15 protein-coding genes are annotated in these 18,863 nt (G+C 41.1%); 6 read left to right on the top strand and 9 right to left on the bottom strand.

What is annotated here, in order from left to right; genetic code table 11:
* Positions 1 to 101 precede the first annotated feature (101 nt).
* The 3 genes from ACQ96U_RS02130 to ACQ96U_RS02120 form a co-directional block, all read right to left on the bottom strand.
* Positions 102 to 3,233 (bottom strand): efflux RND transporter permease subunit, encoded by a 3,132-nt coding sequence (locus ACQ96U_RS02130; RefSeq protein WP_431719578.1) that lies wholly within the window; start codon positions 3,231 to 3,233, stop codon positions 102 to 104.
* A gap of 342 nt (positions 3,234 to 3,575) precedes the next feature.
* Positions 3,576 to 3,857: a hypothetical protein gene (locus ACQ96U_RS02125; RefSeq protein WP_431719577.1), complete on the bottom strand. Its 282-nt coding sequence runs from the start codon at positions 3,855 to 3,857 to the stop codon at positions 3,576 to 3,578.
* 353 nt (positions 3,858 to 4,210) lie between these two features.
* Positions 4,211 to 5,704: a RimK family protein gene (locus ACQ96U_RS02120; protein ID WP_431719576.1), complete on the bottom strand. Its 1,494-nt coding sequence runs from the start codon at positions 5,702 to 5,704 to the stop codon at positions 4,211 to 4,213.
* A gap of 405 nt (positions 5,705 to 6,109) precedes the next feature.
* Here ACQ96U_RS02120 and ACQ96U_RS02115 point away from each other — a divergent pair, with 405 nt between their 5' ends.
* Positions 6,110 to 7,264, top strand: coding sequence for a GNAT family N-acetyltransferase/peptidase C39 family protein (locus tag ACQ96U_RS02115; protein ID WP_431719575.1), 1,155 nt, complete (start codon positions 6,110 to 6,112; stop codon positions 7,262 to 7,264).
* A 784-nt stretch (positions 7,265 to 8,048) separates the two neighbouring features.
* A complete protein-coding gene (locus ACQ96U_RS02110; protein WP_431719574.1) occupies positions 8,049 to 9,770 on the top strand; it encodes a hypothetical protein in 1,722 nt (573 codons plus the stop codon).
* 25 nt (positions 9,771 to 9,795) lie between these two features.
* Here ACQ96U_RS02110 and ACQ96U_RS02105 read toward each other — a convergent pair whose 3' ends face one another.
* Positions 9,796 to 10,602, bottom strand: coding sequence for a substrate-binding periplasmic protein (locus ACQ96U_RS02105; RefSeq protein ID WP_431719573.1), 807 nt, complete (start codon positions 10,600 to 10,602; stop codon positions 9,796 to 9,798).
* A 571-nt stretch (positions 10,603 to 11,173) separates the two neighbouring features.
* On the opposite strand from ACQ96U_RS02105, the gene ACQ96U_RS02100 reads away from it, so the two are divergent.
* The 4 genes from ACQ96U_RS02100 (at position 11,174) to ACQ96U_RS02085 (ending at position 14,274) form a co-directional block, all read left to right on the top strand.
* Complete coding sequence (locus ACQ96U_RS02100; protein ID WP_431719572.1) at positions 11,174 to 11,641, top strand: DUF6174 domain-containing protein; 468 nt, start codon at positions 11,174 to 11,176, stop codon at positions 11,639 to 11,641.
* Between the two features lie 386 nt (positions 11,642 to 12,027).
* The gene (locus ACQ96U_RS02095; RefSeq protein ID WP_431719571.1) at positions 12,028 to 13,071 is read left to right on the top strand and encodes an SGNH/GDSL hydrolase family protein; all 1,044 of its coding nucleotides are present in this window, start codon (positions 12,028 to 12,030) and stop codon (positions 13,069 to 13,071) included.
* A 159-nt stretch (positions 13,072 to 13,230) separates the two neighbouring features.
* Positions 13,231 to 13,722, top strand: a complete 492-nt coding sequence (locus ACQ96U_RS02090; protein WP_431719570.1) for an N-acetyltransferase family protein — start codon at positions 13,231 to 13,233, stop codon at positions 13,720 to 13,722.
* A gap of 189 nt (positions 13,723 to 13,911) precedes the next feature.
* Positions 13,912 to 14,274 carry a hypothetical protein gene (locus ACQ96U_RS02085; RefSeq protein ID WP_431719569.1) on the top strand — a complete coding sequence of 121 codons (363 nt, stop codon included), beginning with the start codon at positions 13,912 to 13,914 and terminating at the stop codon, positions 14,272 to 14,274.
* A gap of 11 nt (positions 14,275 to 14,285) precedes the next feature.
* Here the strand turns inward: ACQ96U_RS02085 and sufT are convergent, their stop codons facing one another.
* The 5 genes from sufT to sufC all read right to left on the bottom strand — a co-directional run bounded on the left by sufT (position 14,286) and on the right by sufC (position 18,856).
* Complete coding sequence (gene sufT / locus ACQ96U_RS02080; protein WP_431719568.1) at positions 14,286 to 14,954, bottom strand: putative Fe-S cluster assembly protein SufT; 669 nt, start codon at positions 14,952 to 14,954, stop codon at positions 14,286 to 14,288.
* A 12-nt stretch (positions 14,955 to 14,966) separates the two neighbouring features.
* Complete coding sequence (gene sufU, locus ACQ96U_RS02075; RefSeq protein ID WP_431719567.1) at positions 14,967 to 15,413, bottom strand: Fe-S cluster assembly sulfur transfer protein SufU; 447 nt, start codon at positions 15,411 to 15,413, stop codon at positions 14,967 to 14,969.
* The gene (locus ACQ96U_RS02070; protein WP_431719566.1) at positions 15,410 to 16,693 is read right to left on the bottom strand and encodes a cysteine desulfurase; all 1,284 of its coding nucleotides are present in this window, start codon (positions 16,691 to 16,693) and stop codon (positions 15,410 to 15,412) included. The genes sufU and ACQ96U_RS02070 overlap by 4 nt, the downstream gene beginning before the upstream one ends.
* Positions 16,690 to 18,051, bottom strand: a complete 1,362-nt coding sequence (locus tag ACQ96U_RS02065) for a SufB/SufD family protein (RefSeq protein WP_431719565.1) — start codon at positions 18,049 to 18,051, stop codon at positions 16,690 to 16,692. Before ACQ96U_RS02065 ends, ACQ96U_RS02070 begins: the two co-directional genes overlap by 4 nt.
* A 64-nt stretch (positions 18,052 to 18,115) precedes the next feature.
* Positions 18,116 to 18,856 (bottom strand): Fe-S cluster assembly ATPase SufC, encoded by a 741-nt coding sequence (sufC, locus tag ACQ96U_RS02060; protein WP_431719564.1) that lies wholly within the window; start codon positions 18,854 to 18,856, stop codon positions 18,116 to 18,118.
* Between the last annotated feature and the right edge of the window lie 7 nt (positions 18,857 to 18,863).

Here is an 18,863-nt window from a genome sequence, read left to right as displayed (position 1 = left end):
TAATTTCACAACCAAGATACTATTTACAGTCAAGGGTTTATTCAAAACTAGGGTACAGCTCATTGCTGAAGTACTATAGGCATGAAAAGGTTAAATCATGATTAATTTCCATTAATCAGACCACGCCAGTGGTGTTTAGTTGTCTTTGATAACCATTCAACGTGTACCAAAAAAGCAGGCACAACCAACAAAATCAATACGGTACCAAACGTCAAACCAAATACAATGGATGTCGCCATTGGAATCAAAAACTGTGCTTGCAAGGATGTTTCAAAGAGAATGGGGGTAAGTCCGGCAATAGTGGTAAGCGATGTTAGTAAAACTGCACGCAATCGTCGACATGCCGCTTCCACAATAGCCTCATGTATCCCCATACCTTGTAAACGAAGCTGCCGGTAAACACTGAGCAACACAATTGAGTCATTCACAACAATGCCAGTTAATCCAAATAGGCCAAATAGCGATAAAATCGTTAAATTCATGCCCATGATAAAGTGCCCCAAAAAAGCCCCTGTAAGGCCAAAGGGAATAGCCATCATTACCGCAAATGGCCAGCTATATGAGGAAAAAACCCAGGCTAAAATAATATAAATCAGTAACAGGGCAATAACGCCGCCAAATACCATATCATTCAACGTCTTATCCTGCTCTGCGGTTTGCCCTTCATAACTAAGGCGAATGCCTAGTGTAGCGGTTAACTGTGGAAAAACCGTTTGCTGTAACTGACCCAGAATCTCATTGGTATTAGCACTATTTTCATCAACATCAGCACTGACAATAATAGCTAATTCACCATCCACACGATTTAAACTGTCTACTCCTCGCCTGCTTTCAAATTCAACAATATTACTTAATATTTCTGTTGACCGATCAGCTAAAACCACAGGCAGTTGTTGTAATGCTGATAGGTAGTCTCGCTGCACATCCAATAAGCGTAAGCGAACTTCAAGTTCTTCATTTGCATCATGAAATATTTGCACTCGCCGACCATCCAATGCTGCCCTTAAATAAAGTCCCACTTCATTAAGCGTTAAACCCAATGCATACCCTGCGGGTGTTAAGGAATAAATGAGCTGTTCCTTACCAAAGGGCAAATCATCCTCCACATTAGTCACCCCCTGAAACTGCCGCAATTTCTCCTGTATTTGTTGAGAGCCTGTTTTGAGGTCTGCTAATGAAGAACCTGTCAATTTGATTTCAATCGCTTTTCCTGCGGGACCCGCACGTCGTTGTGTTAAGGTAAATTTTTCGACACCTGCGGGTAATACAATATGCTGTCGCCACTGTCGAATAATCTCTGCATCACTAAACTGTCGTTTATCAGCAGAACTTATTTCAACTTCAATAGAGCCTAACTCATCACCATCGGTTTCCTGTCCACGAAAACCAAATGAAGCGGCTCGATGAATCACTAGCACTTGATCAATAAAGGGTTGATCAAATTGCTGCTCAGTAGAGTGCAACTGTTGTACGAGATAATTTAAAAATTGGCTCACTTCTTGTTGAGAGGTTCCTGCCGTAAACTGCACATTAGCCCGTAAGTTATTGCCGTCAATCGTAGGAAAAAAGGTAAACTTAATATGATTGGTAACCACTAAACCCACACTTATTACCAACAAGCAACATGCCGCTGTCATTGTCAGCCCTCGATAACGAACAGCGTGTTGAATCAAACGGCGAAAAGGCCCATTACGAAACTGACTAAATCGATTATCAATTTTCTCACGCAAAGCATAACGATGAGATGATAATCCACTTAAACTATGGTGTAGGTGACCAGGTAAAATAAAAAAACATTCCAATAACGATGCCACAATGACACAAATTACGATAATGGGAATATCCCGTAAAATATTGCCAATATCACCTTCAAGAATCAGTAATGGTAGAAATGCCGCAATTGTCGTCAACGATGAAGCCACAACTGGGGCTAACATTAAATGTGCACCACTAATCGCCGCATGAAGAGGAGTATCACCGCCCTGAATACGTTGCAGCGTGTTTTCCCCAACCACTATCGCATCATCAACAATGATACCCAGTGTCATAATCAAGCCAAATAAGCTGACCAAATTGACCGTACCGCCTATTAAATAAAAAACGGCCAATGCAGATAAAAAAGAGACTGGAATACCTAATGTCACCCACCACGCAACACGGGCATTGAGAAATAAAAATAGCATGATAATGACTAAACATAATCCTCCTACCCCATTTTTGAGTAATAAGGAAATACGTTCTTGCAAATACTGCCAACGTTCATTAAACACATGCCGGGTAATCCCTTCAGGTAATTCATGGGTTGATGCAGCCAACCATTGATGTAATGTTTCAGCAGCTTGAAGCGTATCATCACGCTCCGTTCTAAGTAATGTCATCTCAACCGCAGGCATACCTTCACTGGTTAACCTGATTTGATCATCTTTAGGTTGCCTGACTACCTCAGCAATATCTCCTAACCTAATTAAACGGCCAGCAGAGTCAATAACTAAGGGTAGTGCCGCTAATGCAGCAGGATCTCGTGCCTGACTTAAGCTACGTACTGGCTTTGCACCTTCTTTTCTTGCGGCCGTACCAGCCGGTAAATCCACACTACGCTGAGTGACTAAGGTATACAGCGCTTGCAGTGTAATACCCAGTTCATATAGTTTTTCAGGTGCGACTTTAATAGCAATTTCTTGCTCCGGTAGACCTCTAAAGTCGATCTTGCGAATACCTAAGCCTAATAACTCTCTTTCAAAACGGTAAGCCAGTTGTCGTAACTCATCAAGACTGACGTCTCCCCGTATCATAACTTTCGCAATGGATTCATAGCGTACCAGAGAGCGTATTTCTGGCTGCTCAGCCGCTTCAGGCCAGTCCCGCAGATTATCAACCGCTTGCTTTACATCCTCTAGCACATCCGATAAAGCAACCTCAGGCTGAACTTCTATTCGTATTAAGCTCACACCATAGGTTGATGTCGCATAAACTTTATCAATGCCATTTAAGCCTTTTAATGCCTGTTCAATCGGCATCGTAATACTGCGTTGTATATCCTCAGCCGTTGCCCCACTCCAGACAGAAGAAACGGTAATGACATCAACCTCAAAAGAAGGAAAAAACTGAGTATTAATATGGCGTAATGCCCAAAGCCCAACGATAATAGCAAGCCCCATTAACAGGTGCGCTGCAACTCTATGACTTGCAAATAACGGAATAAACCCAGAAGACGAAGACTGACTAGTCTTCATTGATGGCCTGTTTAATACGAATTCCCACTATTATCTACCTTTAAAAGTTCATGTGCTGTCAGCATTCATGTCTTTTAATAATAGTCAGCCATCAGCAATTATCACTTGCGAGAATTCAAAGCAGGTGTAAGCAGAAAAGGGATTTATAGCAGACAGACTTATACATCCTCGAGAAACCAACACGTTTCATCAGGGTAATGCTTACGCCAAACAACAGCTTTCATGTTTTATTCATAGTAGACTTTCATGCTTAGAAAGTGGCTAATTTGACATAAACTGTCTTATTGGACTATTTTATTGCACTTTTATTGCGCTTTCTAATTTAAGATATCTCCTGCTGATTTAAGATGCAGCTTGAAATATAGCATCTCCTTTTCTCACTAAGACAGACGCTTCATAGTGTATACTATCCAGCCGGTCCCAAGGCACAATTTTTCCTTCTAAGTAAACTCCCACAGGAACCATATCTGGCTGTGAAGTGCCTGATGATGCACTTGTTGAGTCCTGGCCAACTTCAGGCTCATCAGGGTTTGAAGGTAACGCAGCAATGGACTTTTCATAAACGACAGGTGCAATATAAAAAGCGCCTTTATACGTTACACAGAGTAAATCTTCCATGACCATAGACTTACCTCACTTTGTTAAGCCCAGCGTTATATGGAAGAAGTTAACTTTTTTACAAATCAACTTCCTTTTTAGCTTTCCCTAGTTTTACTGGCCTACACACTTTCTATTACAACCTTGTAATCTATCTCATCAAGAAGCTAACAATTAAGTGGCATGCATTGTAACTAAGCGTAATCATTATAAATATGATTATATATTAAGCTGATTTAAGTGATTCTTCCTTACGTCAGTCACTCATTTTGCTGTGAGTCAATGACGTAACTCATTTTAAATCATTACCCGCCCACTTAAATGAATACTATATTGGTATTATAGAACAGCTACCTCAGGCTTTATACAATAAAAAAATACTACAATGATGTGATGCTTCTTTTTCCATTTTCTACACGCCGTACAAAGTCTTCAATAATAAGTTCATAAAGTTGTTCCCCTAGAAAACCATCCTCAACGCCATAATCAATACTGGGATTATCATTCACTTCAATGACAGCCACACGATCATCGAGCGCTTTAATATCGACGCCATATAATCCATCACCAATCAAGTTCGCCGCTTTGACCGCTGCTTTAATCACTGACTTTGGTACTTCATAGGTGGGTATCGCTTCATAGTCACCACTCTCAACTTGTGACGTATTATGTTGATAAATTTGCCAGTGATCCCTTGCCATAAAGTATTTACAGGCATAAATAGGTTTACCTTGTAATACACCAATACGCCAATCAAATGGGGTATACATATACTCTTGAGCCAATAACAGTGCCGACTGTTTAAAAAGCTCTTTCAAGTGCATTTGTAACTCTGTGGCATTAGTCACTTTAACCACCCCCCTGGAAAAAGAACCATCAGGTATTTTTAATACCAGGGGAAAGCCAAGCGTAGCTTCAAGTTCATCAATTTGCGGCTTTTGGTTACGCATGAGCAAAATTGTTTGAGGACTTGGCACATGATGCGTTCTAAATAAGTCAGCCAAAAAGACCTTATTAGTACAACGCATAATTGAGAGTGGATCATCAATAACAACCACACCTTCTGCTTCAGCTTTTTTAGCAAACAAGAACGTATGATGATCAATGGCTGTTGTTTCTCGAATAAATAACATGTCGTACTCTGATAATCTCAGAAAGTCTTTAGGCTGAATCAGATCCACCGAAACACCGAGTCGTTTGCCCGCTTTAATAAACTGTTTTAATGCCATTTTATCACTGGGTGGAAATGCTTCCTCTGGGTTATACAAAATCGCCATGTCATAGCGGTAACGTTTGGCCAGCTTCGGTTTTCGCCAAATTTTTCGACTGTAGTCATCCAACGCTTCAGCAAACAACGTTTGTTCATCATCCGTTAAACTAGAAGGTGAGATTGCTTTCAATGATGTCACCAACCAATGGCCTATTTTGTCCTTCGCTAAAGAAAGCTGTAACACTGGACACTGAAACCGCTCAAACAACAGGCGGGCAATGGGCTGTACTGACTCCTGAGAGGTTGAGCCAAAATAACATTTAAAATCAATGTGCTCTCGGGTTTCTTTCTTTAAATGCTTTAAGGCAATATGTGCATCTGGTTCCATCAACTCCAAGTCAATGGCATAAATTTTTCGCTTACGTAAATCATTCAGTGTTTTCACTGAAGGAATAACATGATGACCCCGAGCTTCAGCAAGTAATGAGCAATAATACCCTTTACTTAAATATTTATAACCTCGACATAAATTGAGAACTCTGATTCGCTCCTTTTTTTTTGACATAGATAACGATACATAGTCCTCAAACGTAATCACATCATCACTTGGGTAAAAGTCCTTCCAATCCTTGATTGATTCAACAACGATATACAGGAGAGACATAATCGCATGAGCCTTAATTTATTTATCCGACAAATTTTCCATTATTTTGAACACGATACACCTGACAGTTTATTTTTTAGTCACATCATCTTAGGGCCTGTTAACACTAGTTGCTTTGAATACCTATTTCGTTTTAAAGTCCACAGTGCTAGCTATTCAATCCCACCAAGCCAAAACTCGCGATCTAGACTTATTAAGACACCATTAGACTAGCACTAGCAGGTAGCACACCAAACGTTTATAGTATTAAAGACAGGTGTGACAGCAGGTTAAAAACTTGAACAAATGCATACACATCGTCCTTAGTGGATATGGGTGGTTTCAATACAGTTTGGATAACATATATAACAGTTATTCGCGAAGGGTATAGCGCAGTTAACACTAACCCATTTATTGAGTCAACTTATGTCTTCTCCTAAATATCAACCTCACGACACTAACATGTCAACTGGCATCCAAATCCGCCCCGCCCACCCTAGTGACTTAAGTGAGCTGTTGGCAATTGAGCAAATATGTTTTACCAGCGATCGACTAAGTAAACGGAGCTTTAAACATTTTTTACGCTCATCAACTGCTTTGTTAGCCGTCGCCCAAAGCAGTCAAAGCAGCCCAATTCTGGGCTATGTATTAATCCTTTATCACCGAGGCACCTGTTTAGCGAGGTTATATTCAGTCGCTGTCCACCCCCAAGCCCAAGGTCAAGGCATTGCTCAACAATTAATGCACTTTAGTGAGTTACAGGCAGCCCAAAGGCATTGTACTTTTATGCGCTTGGAAGTTCGCTTGGATAATGAAGCAGCCATCCACGTTTATCGGCGAATGGGATACAAATCATTTGGTATCTATAAACAGTATTATGAAGACAAAGAAGATGCGCTTCGGCTACAAAAGCGAATCCTCTACCATCAACAGTCACGGCAGTTTCGTACAATTCCTTATTACTCACAAACAACCGACTTTACCTGTGGCCCTGCAGCCTTAATGATGGCAATGCAAGCGTTAAAGCCAGAATTTTCAGTAACCCAGCATCTTGAATTACAACTATGGCGTGAGGCAACAACCATCTTTATGACATCAGGTCATGGTGGCTGTGGTCCACATGGCTTAGCTCTTGCTGCTTGGCAACGGGGCTTTGATGTTGAAATGATGATCAGTCATCAGCAACCTTTATTTATTGACTCGGTACGAAGTACACATAAAAAAGAAGTGCTGACACTGGTTCACAATGATTTTTTATCACAAATAGCTAAAACGTCGATTCAAGCTCACCACCGTCCCCTGACGATTAATGACATTGAGCATGCCCTTAAACAAAACCAAGTAGCCGTTGTGTTAATCAGCACCTATCAATTAGATCGGTGTAAAACACCCCATTGGGTGGTTGTAACGGATATTGATCAATACTTCGTGTATATCCATGACCCATACATTGATGAAAAATACCATAAAACAGCATTAGACAATCAACATTTACCTATCCGTCGTGAAAGTTTTGGCCGCATGTGTCAGTTTGGAAAAGTAAAATTGCGCACTGCATTATTTCTCAATAAATCAGGCTAATTTATACTCAATATAACTATTTTTATTTTTTGATTGGTGGCTGTATAAAACCGATGAGCTGTTCTATTTAAAATTAAATGATCTTATTCGCAGATATACACATACAAAAAGCCTTGTTTTAGGCGCTTTGTAAAAAAATAAATAGCTGGGCAGACTCATCACTTACCACTTTATATAATAGATTTCCACTATATAATAGCTTCCCCGGTAAGCAACAAATCTGCCCGGTACAATCGTACCAGCCGGCACAATACTGATATTAACCATAAATAACAACTACTTTTAATTAAATTTCCGAAGAAATTACACAGTATTGTATTTACTGCACACATTATTGGTAATTTTTTAACCAAGATAAAACAAATGTATGACTCATAAGAAAATACAGCTATAAATAAGCGGTTACTTTTGCTGGATAATTGGCATAGGTAAAATAACCAGGTGTAACGTGGCAATAACAACGCCTAAATTTGTTCATGAAATGCTTTTTTAGGTCACTCATCATTATAATGAAAACACGATTCAATTATTTCACACAATTTAAATCAGTAAATTATGAACAACTATATAGATCCATTTAACACGAAGAGAATTATATTGTTGAAATAAAGGTATAAACTCATTAGTAGCCCTATTTAAGCAAGCAATGATGCATATCATTCGATATACTCTATTGCTCACCTTTCTATATATAAAGCGGCACATGTCAAGAAAGGTGCTAGGCTCATGTTTTTTTATATCGATTAAAAAAGTTCTGCATACGGAAGGCGGAAACCATAACACAATGAAAACTTACTCTATTTTTTCACTTATCAGCATATCATTTTGTTTTTCTCAGCATGGAGTCAGTGATGAACCATCACACACAATAACAGACCCTTATTTAAAAAGCCTGGTGAATATAACACCAGAAAAAAAACCGTTTCCTCCTGACCCAACCCGTTATGGAATGAATCTTAAGACGGGTAAATTCAAGCACCCCGACTTAACACCCGAACAAACTCAACCACAGCCGTTCCCTGGACAACTCAATTACTGGGATACCCATAGTTACATCCACAATATGACAGTTGAAGCCTATTATCCCATTACTGTCGAGCCCTTTCATACATGGCAAAATATTGTTGATTTCGATGGTCGCCGTTATTTATATCAATATGTTCGCCGTGATTTAAAAATCTTTGATATCACCTATCCCAAACAGGCAAAGTTACTATTCACCAAAGGCAGTACCTGGGGAAAAGAAGGCCCCAGTCCCGAAGTAAACCCCTTTCCACCAGGAGAGATGATGGGCGCCAGCACTATTCAATGGGACAGCAAACGACAACACTACATTATGGTCCAAGCCTATGAAGTTCAACGATTTGGTTTACTGCATGATAAATACCAGGAGCCAGAAAAAGTAAAAGCTATTCGTGCTGCGCCTCACTTAAAAGGCTTTAAGGTTTATGCTATGCAGGGTCCTTTACCCGATCAATGGAAACTGTTAGCAACACGTACGACAGATATTACCCATCCTGATGCGCCCATTGGTCAACAACAAGGTTCCGGTGTTCGAGATATTCCAACCTTTTCTGGCAAACAGCTGATGTTTGTTGCCGCAGCGCCAAGTGCCGATTACGCTTTAACTGAATATCCCAATGACTTGTACAATGCAGGCTACCAGTCCTGGGATATGAGCGACCCAGAAAATCCCCTATTTTTAAACCAGCTTACAGTTCCAGGTCAGCGAGTAAATAATCGTTGGCATGCGCTTGTCTATCAACAGAATCCTCGTGCAGGAAATCGAACCTCCTGGATGGGGGCACGTATGTCGTTATTTATCCCTCCAGCGGCTACATCACAACCACCTCAATATGGCTACGCGGCAATGGGTGGCCTTGGCTTTTATAGTGTTGATATCAGCAACCCCAGACGTATGAAGACCATTGCTCACTTAAATTTTCCGCCAAGTGTTGCAGGCACAGAAGGTGATTTTATTGATATCAGCCAAATCAACCACACTGGACATGTTTATTACAGTGGCTATCCCCTAAACGAAGACTGCTGGGAGCCCTATAAACACATTTATCAAATTGATGTCAGTAATCCTCTTCAACCGACAATCACAAATGTTCTCCCTCGGCCTCGTCCTCCCAAACAGGCTATGTTTACTGATTTTTGCCAACGAAAAGGTAGCTTTGGCCCTAAACGAACAGGTGCTTATACTCAACCAGGAAGAGCACGCAAAGGTATTATTCCCTATAATTTTTATAATGCTGGCTTACAGGTATTTGATGTATCTAACCCGCACAAGCCATTTATCAGCGCATATTTTGTTCCTCCTTACGCACCTGACCGTGTCCATCCGTCAGCCATGGGGAATCTGTCACACAGCGTTTATGTTGAGTACGATCGCAATTTATTTTGGCTATTTACCAATCATGGATTTTATCTGCTCAGCAGCCCCGTATTAGGGAAGCCGCAATTCAATGCACCCACATCACCTTGGCCTCCTCATGAATAACTGACGACAAAGACCAAACAACCTTTCAATTATCGAGAGGAACCTGCTCCATAGTTTGTGGAGCAGGAATCAAATCATCAGTGATAATATCTTTTGGAAAATAGCGATGATAAATCGACTTCACTTGACCATTCTTCAACCACAAATAAAGTAAACGATCATAATTAACCCGCCACTTAGACAGTAATGGATGCGTTGAAAACTTGCTGGTGGGATTATAATAAGCCTTTGAACTCAAAGGCTTAGATAGATAGCTTATAAACTGATTTAACCCACGCTGATGAAGTTCTACCAACGTGGGCAATGTATTCATAGGTACAACATCAATACGGTTTCGTAATAACTTTTCAATATGCAAAAGATTATTGGTTTCTACATGCAGGTTTAATGGGGCCGACCAGAAAGCCTCCGTGTATGACCAATCCTGCGTGGCACCCACCCGTAACGACTCCAGGTCTTTGAGCGTTTGATACTTAATACGTGTTGCATCATCACGACGGATAAAAAAATTCCAGGTAAACTGGCTATAATACTGTTTTGGGTAGCGCAAGTACGCTAATCGATCAGACTTCTTTGAAAAGCTCAGTACTATATCCACATCACCAGACTGAGCCATTTTGATAATACGAGAACCAACAGGCACTAAGCGAATCGTATAATTAAAGTGCATCGCTTTCATAACACCCTGAATAATCTCAATATCAATACCTTTCAATTCGCCTGTTTCATCTTGATAGCGATAAGGAATCTCAGGTGTACCAACCACTAACAGTGGCGGAGCTGAGTCTGAATTCAGGCTGACTGCCAAAAAAAACCAAGCATAAGTCAACATAACAAGCCAATCAAACGCTCATATAAAAAGGTATGCCCAATTCCTTTTGTCCATCCTAGAAAGAAGATCAATACATTGTAACCTTAATGATTATATACCCTTCACGAAAGATTTTTAGCCATATTTCAATCTATCCCTTTTTTTATCCATATTTATAGTGTTGACCTAAGCGAACATCATAGCCAAAAACTAACATTTCTTTACGCCAGTAAATTTAAATTGGCTATTGATTTAGACAACAAAATATGTATTATTGGCCCCAGTCATCATCCTGGTGACAACATTATTCGAGCAATAATATCTCAGGCTTAGACTTGGTATCAAAAGCAGTAAAACACCATTGGCTGTGCATAGTGGTGATTATTGCAACACTAAGCTCAAGATGTACAGGTACTGTACTTAAGCACACTCAGAATAAAAGACAGATTTATTTCTAAATATCAGGGACGCAGTACTAAGTCACTTACATGTACACAACAAACAAGAATACTGCTCTTTTGGCTAAAGTAAAACGATAGTTAGAAATAAATTAATTCCTAAAACTCTCTTTTTTTGGGACAGGAAGTTCAACATGAAATTTCGCCACATTTTACCTATCGCATTAATGTCCGTTGCAGCTAGCACTGTTTTTGCAGATCCTATGGATAATTTCACCAAAGACTTTAAACCCCAGGTTTATGGAGCTTATGCTGGGTGGTACAAAAAAGATATCACTAACTACTCATATATTTATACTTACTCTTGTTTCTGTATGGATGCGGGCGTACCCTTCAGAGTTGACGTGCTTGACAATGAAGTAAAGAATGTTGTCAACACAAGTACTGGAGCAGTTGTACCAGAAGACAGAAGAGGTATGTTTAAAACAATTGATAACTTGTTTGCTGAGCTGATGCAAGCCAATGGCAATGCGCATATTATTAACGTCAAGTTTGACAAGCGCTGGGGTCATCCAAAAGAAGTATATATTGACCGTCATCCCCAAATTGCTGATGAAGAAATTGGTTACACAATATCTAAAATATATCCCATGATGCCATAGTCAATCATTTTTTCATTTAGCTTAAACTAACTTAGGGATATCTAAAGACAAACCTCTTTTAGCATACCCTTTGAAAAAAAGCGACATAACTCATTACCTATGAAATGTCGCTTTTTGACATTTTCCCACTTTTATAATTTATGCTGAATAAAAAAATATACTGTTGATACTTTTTTATGCTATTGACTTAAAACAGTTTTTCACACCCTGCTTTTTCGTACACTTCAATCTCAGTTAATGAGCAAATATTTTCATTTAATTATTAGTTTAATTTCATATTAATTATTTTTTCATTATTTACAATTACACTTAATAGAAAACAGTTTATTCTTACTAATCTATGGCAATATACATGCCTTTTTTATCTTGATAGTTAGGATATCACGATGAAGTTTATACGAGTAGTACTCCTTATGCTTTGTGCTTTACCTTTACTCACTCATGCCAGCTCACCATTTTCAACCATCATTTTTTTTGGTGACAGTCTCTCTGATGTAGGCAATAAGCACCAAGTAACCACAGTTCTGGCCAATGCCTCGCATCAGCGTCTTGGGATACGAGCTCAGTCTCCCTATTTCAAAGGCCGCTTTTCAAATCACCTCGTATGGACTGATTACCTATGGGTTCATTATTTTAATGATCATTTATCTCCCGCTCGCCAGCTCATAAAAGGCACGCTTCAATTTAATAACAAGCTATTTTTTCCTTTTACCATTAGTGCGCATAAGGGACAAAACTGGGCTATTGGTGGCGCTCAAGCAGGATCGGGATATTTTAAAGATATTGATGTCACAACAGATGACACGCTACTTGGTGGTGCTGCTGTCATGCCTAATATCGGTCAGCAAATCGATGACTGGGCTCATAAGCACACTTATTTTGAAGGTAGCGAATTAATCAGTATTCAAGGAGGCGCTAATAATCTTTGGTTCACCCTATTTGGCGAACTAAATCAGAATGGCGAACAAGCAGCAAGGCTTCTGTTACATCACATTGACAAGTTACATCGATTAGGCGCAAGACATATTCTCGTCAGTAATATTCCTGCTTTAGAATACGCACCTCTACTTTCTACACATCGTGCTGAGGCAGAAAACTTTATTAACACATTTAATAAAGTTTTAGCGTCAGGTATTCATATGCGTCAACAGGATAAGCTCTGGCAAGCAGTCAATATTTACTACTATGATAGCCATTCAGCCTTTCAAAAAATTATTAATACCATTCATCAGCATAGTCGCTATACTCATCAAACACTCAATATAACCTTGACTAATTATACTGACTCTGCATGGAATTTTACACAAAATAAAATTGTCGATAATCCTCAACAGTATCTATTTTGGGATGGTTTACATCCAACAGATGCCGTACATCACCTGATGGCTAATGATATTATTCAGCTACTATCTACTTCAGCTAACCACTAGTACACCACCTGCTTTAACCTACCGTTGAAGCAGGGGTTCATATTGCCTATTCAGTCCGTTATTATGCTCCTGTTAACGATATTTGTTCAGTTAAAAATACCCACAATAAATATCAAAGGTTTAACGTATATTTACCTTTAAATCAGCATGGAGCAGTAAATGAGCCATAATAACCAGCCACTAATAATCCGCCCAGCTACCTCTGATGACATACCAGTTATTCTTAACTTTATAAAAAACCTTGCTCAATACGAAAAACTGAGTCATGAAGTCGTTGCTACAGAAGACAAACTTAAAGCCACACTGTTTGGTGAACATCCCGCAGCGGAAGTGATCATTGCATTTCTAGGTGAGGAACCTGCAGGTTTTGCTTTATATTTTTCCAGCTACTCAACATTTTTAGCCCAGCCCGGTATGTATCTGGAAGATCTTTATGTGAATGAAACATTACGTGGTCACGGTATTGGCAAAGCCCTGCTACGCCAATTAGCACAAATTGCTCAATCTAGAAACTATGGCCGACTGGAATGGTCTGTGTTGAACTGGAACCAGCCTGCAATTAATTTTTATGAGTCTATTGAGGCAAAACCGCAGGATGAGTGGACTGTCTATCGCCTAACAGGAAAAGCCTTGAGTCAATTAGCAGAATAATATGGCGATTTATACAGCGCAAGGAGCGCGCTGTTTTATTAATTGATTCCCTACGCTGTAGCCCTATCCCTCCTAGCAACAAAATCTCATTACCGTGTCCAAAGCGTATATACTGAATTTAACAGGTCACTGTATACCAAGTGATTTGTATCGCCTGCTTTCATAGACAATGTTGTAAGGTAGCTGTAGATGTCTGATGAACCAAAATCTTTCTGGGGTAAACTCGCGGTTATAACGGCGTTCCTTACCGCCCTTGTCAGCATCGTTACTGTAATGCAACAGTGCACCGTCACTGATACGAGCGATAATAATTCACAATTCAATAATGCTATCAACGACCGAAATAGTGATCCTGTGGATTTTGACAGCTATGAGCCAAACAATCCAACGAAGCGCACAACAAGCTACCCCCCAGATAATAACAGCTCATATAACCTTTACTGTTGTGACATGTATGGCAACAAGTGGTGTCAAATCGTTATCAACCCTGGCCCCTTAGGCACCCCCTGCTTTTGTGCTGGAGTCACAGGTACTGGCTATATTTGTCAGTAATACAACCATGGTTAAATGAGCCCTAATTGCAATTTACCCGCTTCTGAAAGTTTACTTCGATCCCAGGGTGGATCAAAGACCAGGTTGACATGAACAGCATCCACATTGGGTACTCGCTCTACTTGATGCTTCACCTCGTCAACTAACACAGGCCCCATACCACAGGCTGGTGCGGTCAACGTCATGTCAATATGCACAACTTGTTTTCCTGTTTTACGCCGAATAATTTCAACCTTGTAAATAAGCCCAAGATCCACAATATTTAATTGAATTTCTGGATCATAACAGTGCCGAAGTACGGTCCAGACATGAGCCTCATTAACCCCTTTACCCTCAAACTTTTTACTATCCTCACTTCCATCATAAGTTTCGGGGCCAGCATCCGTCTCGGGAAAAGATAAAAGGGGAATCTCTTTGCCCAAAGCATCAGCATCGTCCCCTGCAATGCGAAACAAGTTACCACGTAACCTGATCGTAAAAGACAACCCCATACTTTGAACAAGCTCAACGTCTGTCCCTTTTTTTAAGCGCACTGATTCCCCAGCAGGCACATGGATAGCTTTACAGGCTCGCAGTAATTTGATCACTTCATAACGCCTACTTGAGGGAAAAGCATCTGCTGCTCCCACGTTAATAACATGAGTAGGAATAAGAGAAGCTGAAGACATCTTTTTGGTCATGCTTTGCGCTCTTTATTCAGTGGTAATTGCTTGCCCATCATTTGCCGACAACACATGCTCTAGCGCATGCCAAGCCAATGTGGCACATTTTACGCGCATAGGAAAAGCCTTAACGCCACTGAGTACAGCCAGTCGTCCCATATTTTCTGAACTTTCCCCAGACATAATTAACTGATGAAATTTTTTAAACAGTGCCAATGCATCCTTGACTGATTTTCCCTTAATCTCTTGGGTCATCATTGATGCCGATGCCATTGAAATGGCGCAACCGTGCCCCTGAAAAGCTACTTCCTGTACCACACCGTCTTTTACATTGAGGTACAAGGTAAGCTGATCTCCACACAGGGGGTTATCCGCTTGCTGCATATGCGTACAGGGAGAAAGCTTACGAAAATTGCGGGGCTGGCGACCATGATCCATGATGAGTTCCTGGTATAGCTGCTTCAACTCAGGATTCATTGCCAGAACTCCATCGATTGCTCTAATCCTTTGATCAGTCGTGCAATATCTTCAGTGGTGTTATAGATTGCCAGTGATGCACGTACTGTTGCAGGAACGTTATAAAAGTCCATCACAGGCATTGCACAATGATGCCCTGCTCGTACGGCGATACCACAGTGATCTAATAAAGTACCTAAATCGTGGGGATGAATACCTGCTACTGTAAAGGAACATACCGCCGTTTTTTCTTTGGCCGTGCCGATTATAGTGACCCCTGATAAAGTCTTTAATTGCGCCTGCAGCTGATAAAGCAGTGTGGCTTCGTGCTCCCACAAGGGTTGCTGACGGTAATGACTAAACCACTGCAATGCAGCCCCTAAACCAATCGCCTCAGCAATCGCAGGTGTACCAGCCTCAAACTTATAAGGTAAGGTATTAAATTCAGTATGATCAAAGCTTACCCGCCGAATCATTTCCCCACCCCCTTGATATGGTGGAAAGCGGTCCAGCCACACTTGCTTGCCGTATAACACGCCAATTCCTGTTGGACCATACACTTTATGACCCGAAAACACATAAAAATCGCAATCCAGCGCCTGTACATCCACTGGGGTATGCGCCACGGCCTGTGCACCATCCACGAGCACAGGTATACCATGGTCATGGGCAATTGAAATTATTTTAGCTACGGGATTAATCGTACCCAACGCATTACTGATATGACTAATCGCCACTAACCGACTACGTTCAGATAAGAGTTGCTGAAATGCCTCCAAATCCAGCTCTCCTGAAGGATGCATAGGAATGACTTTTAACACCGCCTGTGTTCGCTGACACACGAGCTGCCATGGGACAATGTTAGAGTGATGCTCCATAGCCGAAATCACAATCTCGTCACCAGCTTGCAAAATACTTTCTGCAACACCATGAGCCACTAAATTAATACCTTCTGTTGTCCCCCGGACAAAGATCACTTCCTCCCGGCTGGCGGCATTAATAAATTGCTGAATAGTATCTCTCGCTGATTCCATAGCCCAAGTTGCCCGCTCACTTAAGGCATGTACACCGCGATGTACATTAGCATTATCACAACGATAATAGTGGTCAAGCGCCTGCAATACCGTATTAGGCTTTTGGGTTGTAGCCGCATTATCCAAGTAAACCAATGGCTGACCATGGACCTGCTGATGTAGTGTGGGAAACTGATGTCGTACCTCATCAGTCAAACAATGCCTACCCGAAATCACTGTCGACTGACGATCACTCTGTTGCGGTTGAGAAGGTTGCTCAGCCATCATACCTCCCCCATTTGTTCACTGACTAAGGCAAAACCAGGTGTAACGTGATGATTGAGCCATTCATATAATGCTTTGGGTAGCGATTGCCAAAGCGTCAGGATAAAACCTGCTAACAACAGCTGTCGCGCATGGGCTAGCGCAATACCTCGACTGCATAAATACTGTAATGCCTGTCGATCAAGCTGACCAATCGTCGCCCCATGAGCACAACGCACAGCATCATGATAGATTTCCAGCTCAGGTTTTGTATGCATCCGACTTTCTTTACTGAGCAACATATTACGACTGTACATGTTCCCTTCTGCTTGATGGGCTTCAGGTGTCATTAATATGCGGCCATTAAATACCCCTTTTGCCTTGCCGGCTAATAAGCCTTTATGCAAACAATAGCTCTCAGAATCCTCCGCTAAGTGGCGAAATACCATACGATGATCAAGATGCTGCTGTGCCTGTCCTAGCAACAACGCATTCACTTTGGCAGAACAGCCTTTACCCGCTAACCGATGAATAAGCTGCAAACGAGAGGTTCGACTGCCTAATGCCGCCAACCAACTCTGTATCTTTGCACTATCTTCCAGATCAACCAGTAATTGATGTATATGCTGGCATAAGGGTGAAAATTGATTGAGATACACATAAGAAACATCTGCTGAGGAAGCAATATGCAGTTGAGTCAAACTGTTACATAAACTGTCAACCTGAGGAATATCAGACACTGAAATAGCATGTTCCACGAGCGTCAACTGACTGCCTGTTGATACATGAATACGGAGACTGGGCTGAGTCCAGCCTATTTCTGTGACAACATAAACTATGTGTAATGACATTTGACTATCGGCGGGTATAGTCAGTTGCGGCAATGAGGTAGATAACGCTAGATTTAGCAGTGCAAAACCATCACTGTCTTCATCCAGTAAATCCTGAGTGGGCAAGAACAATGAAGACGGTGATGAGTCATGTGCTTGCCAATCTAGTTGAAACGCACTGTCATTATCGCCATAAAACTGACCATTCACACAATAAACAACCACCGTGTTTGGTAACGGGTTAATGGCTTGCTGAAGTTTATCTATGCTGATATTAGCCGATAACTGTTTTATATCGGCAATCACTTGCTTTTCTTTTTTAGGTGGAAAAGCACTCAGATTCTGTACAGGATGACTTAATAAAGACTCAGTAAAAAACTGTTCAGCCCGGGTATATTTCCAGGACTCATGATGACGTGTGGGTAATCCCTGTTGTTGCCAACGCAGCCACGCACGGTGTTGTGCTGGTGATACCGTATTAGCCGAAGAGTGTGTAACTGAATCCCACCACTGCTGGCAATGATCATAAATCGCTTGACGTGTCACACTCATTCACAAAACCCTCTGTGAAGAAATAGCCTTCAAATTACCTAATTTTTCATTTCATCAATAACCATCACGCTGCAAAAGCCTGAAACCCATGGTCTGCCACTTGATCAGCCAGTTCAGCTCCACCAGACTGGACGATACGACCACCCACTAAAATATGTACTTGATCAGGTGTTAAGTACTCTAACCAATGCGGATAATGGGTGATTAATAAAAAGCCTGTGCCTTGTTGCTGCAAATGCCGTATACCTTGGCCAATAATTTTTAACGCATCAACATCCAACCCTGAATCAATTTCATCCACGACGGCAAATCGTGGTGAAAGCAACAGCATCTGTAACAGCTCATTTCGTTTTTTTTCTCCACCAGAAAAACCATCATTCAGGCCTCGGTATAAAAAGTCCTCACTCAGACCCGATTGTTGTGCTGCGTCTTTCACTTGGCCCAACAGTTCAATCGCATCCAAAGGCTCCTGGTGTTGAGCCTGACGATGCGCATTCACCATGGCTTTGTAAAACTGTAAATTACTGACGCCAGGAATCGTTACTGGGTGCTGAAAAGCAACAAATAATCCCTGGTGAGCACGCTGCTCAATAGACAAAGGCAATAAATCTTGTCCTGCTAGCTGTACTGAGCCTGACTCAATGGTGTAGTTTTCATCGCCCAGTAATGCTCGAGTTAACGTACTTTTACCCACCCCATTAGGCCCCATTAATACATGGATTTCCCCAGAGTTAATGGTCAACTCAATCGCCTTAAGAATGGTTTTATTCGCTACGCTTACCGCCAATGAGTGAATTTCCAGCATATTTCCC

This window comes from Zooshikella sp. RANM57 (assembly GCF_050749885.1).
GTDB lineage: Bacteria > Pseudomonadota > Gammaproteobacteria > Pseudomonadales > Zooshikellaceae > Zooshikella.
The sequence above is the reverse complement of the archived record's forward strand: the minus strand, read 5'-3'. Positions and strand labels throughout refer to the sequence as shown.

What these genes read in the sequence shown, in the direction of transcription:
- ACQ96U_RS02130 (WP_431719578.1), bottom strand. Translation starts at nt 3,233, where the DNA reads ATGAAGACTAGTCAGTCTTCGTCTTCTGGGTTTATTCCGTTATTTGCA.
- ACQ96U_RS02125 (WP_431719577.1), bottom strand. Translation starts at nt 3,857, where the DNA reads ATGGTCATGGAAGATTTACTCTGTGTAACGTATAAAGGCGCTTTTTAT.
- ACQ96U_RS02120 (WP_431719576.1), bottom strand. Translation starts at nt 5,704, where the DNA reads ATGTCTCTCCTGTATATCGTTGTTGAATCAATCAAGGATTGGAAGGAC.
- ACQ96U_RS02115 (WP_431719575.1), top strand. Translation starts at nt 6,110, where the DNA reads ATGTCTTCTCCTAAATATCAACCTCACGACACTAACATGTCAACTGGC.
- ACQ96U_RS02110 (WP_431719574.1), top strand. Translation starts at nt 8,049, where the DNA reads ATGAAAACTTACTCTATTTTTTCACTTATCAGCATATCATTTTGTTTT.
- ACQ96U_RS02105 (WP_431719573.1), bottom strand. Translation starts at nt 10,602, where the DNA reads ATGTTGACTTATGCTTGGTTTTTTTTGGCAGTCAGCCTGAATTCAGAC.
- ACQ96U_RS02100 (WP_431719572.1), top strand. Translation starts at nt 11,174, where the DNA reads ATGAAATTTCGCCACATTTTACCTATCGCATTAATGTCCGTTGCAGCT.
- ACQ96U_RS02095 (WP_431719571.1), top strand. Translation starts at nt 12,028, where the DNA reads ATGAAGTTTATACGAGTAGTACTCCTTATGCTTTGTGCTTTACCTTTA.
- ACQ96U_RS02090 (WP_431719570.1), top strand. Translation starts at nt 13,231, where the DNA reads ATGAGCCATAATAACCAGCCACTAATAATCCGCCCAGCTACCTCTGAT.
- ACQ96U_RS02085 (WP_431719569.1), top strand. Translation starts at nt 13,912, where the DNA reads ATGTCTGATGAACCAAAATCTTTCTGGGGTAAACTCGCGGTTATAACG.
- sufT (WP_431719568.1), bottom strand. Translation starts at nt 14,954, where the DNA reads ATGACCAAAAAGATGTCTTCAGCTTCTCTTATTCCTACTCATGTTATT.
- sufU (WP_431719567.1), bottom strand. Translation starts at nt 15,413, where the DNA reads ATGAATCCTGAGTTGAAGCAGCTATACCAGGAACTCATCATGGATCAT.
- ACQ96U_RS02070 (WP_431719566.1), bottom strand. Translation starts at nt 16,693, where the DNA reads ATGATGGCTGAGCAACCTTCTCAACCGCAACAGAGTGATCGTCAGTCG.
- ACQ96U_RS02065 (WP_431719565.1), bottom strand. Translation starts at nt 18,051, where the DNA reads ATGAGTGTGACACGTCAAGCGATTTATGATCATTGCCAGCAGTGGTGG.
- sufC (WP_431719564.1), bottom strand. Translation starts at nt 18,856, where the DNA reads ATGCTGGAAATTCACTCATTGGCGGTAAGCGTAGCGAATAAAACCATT.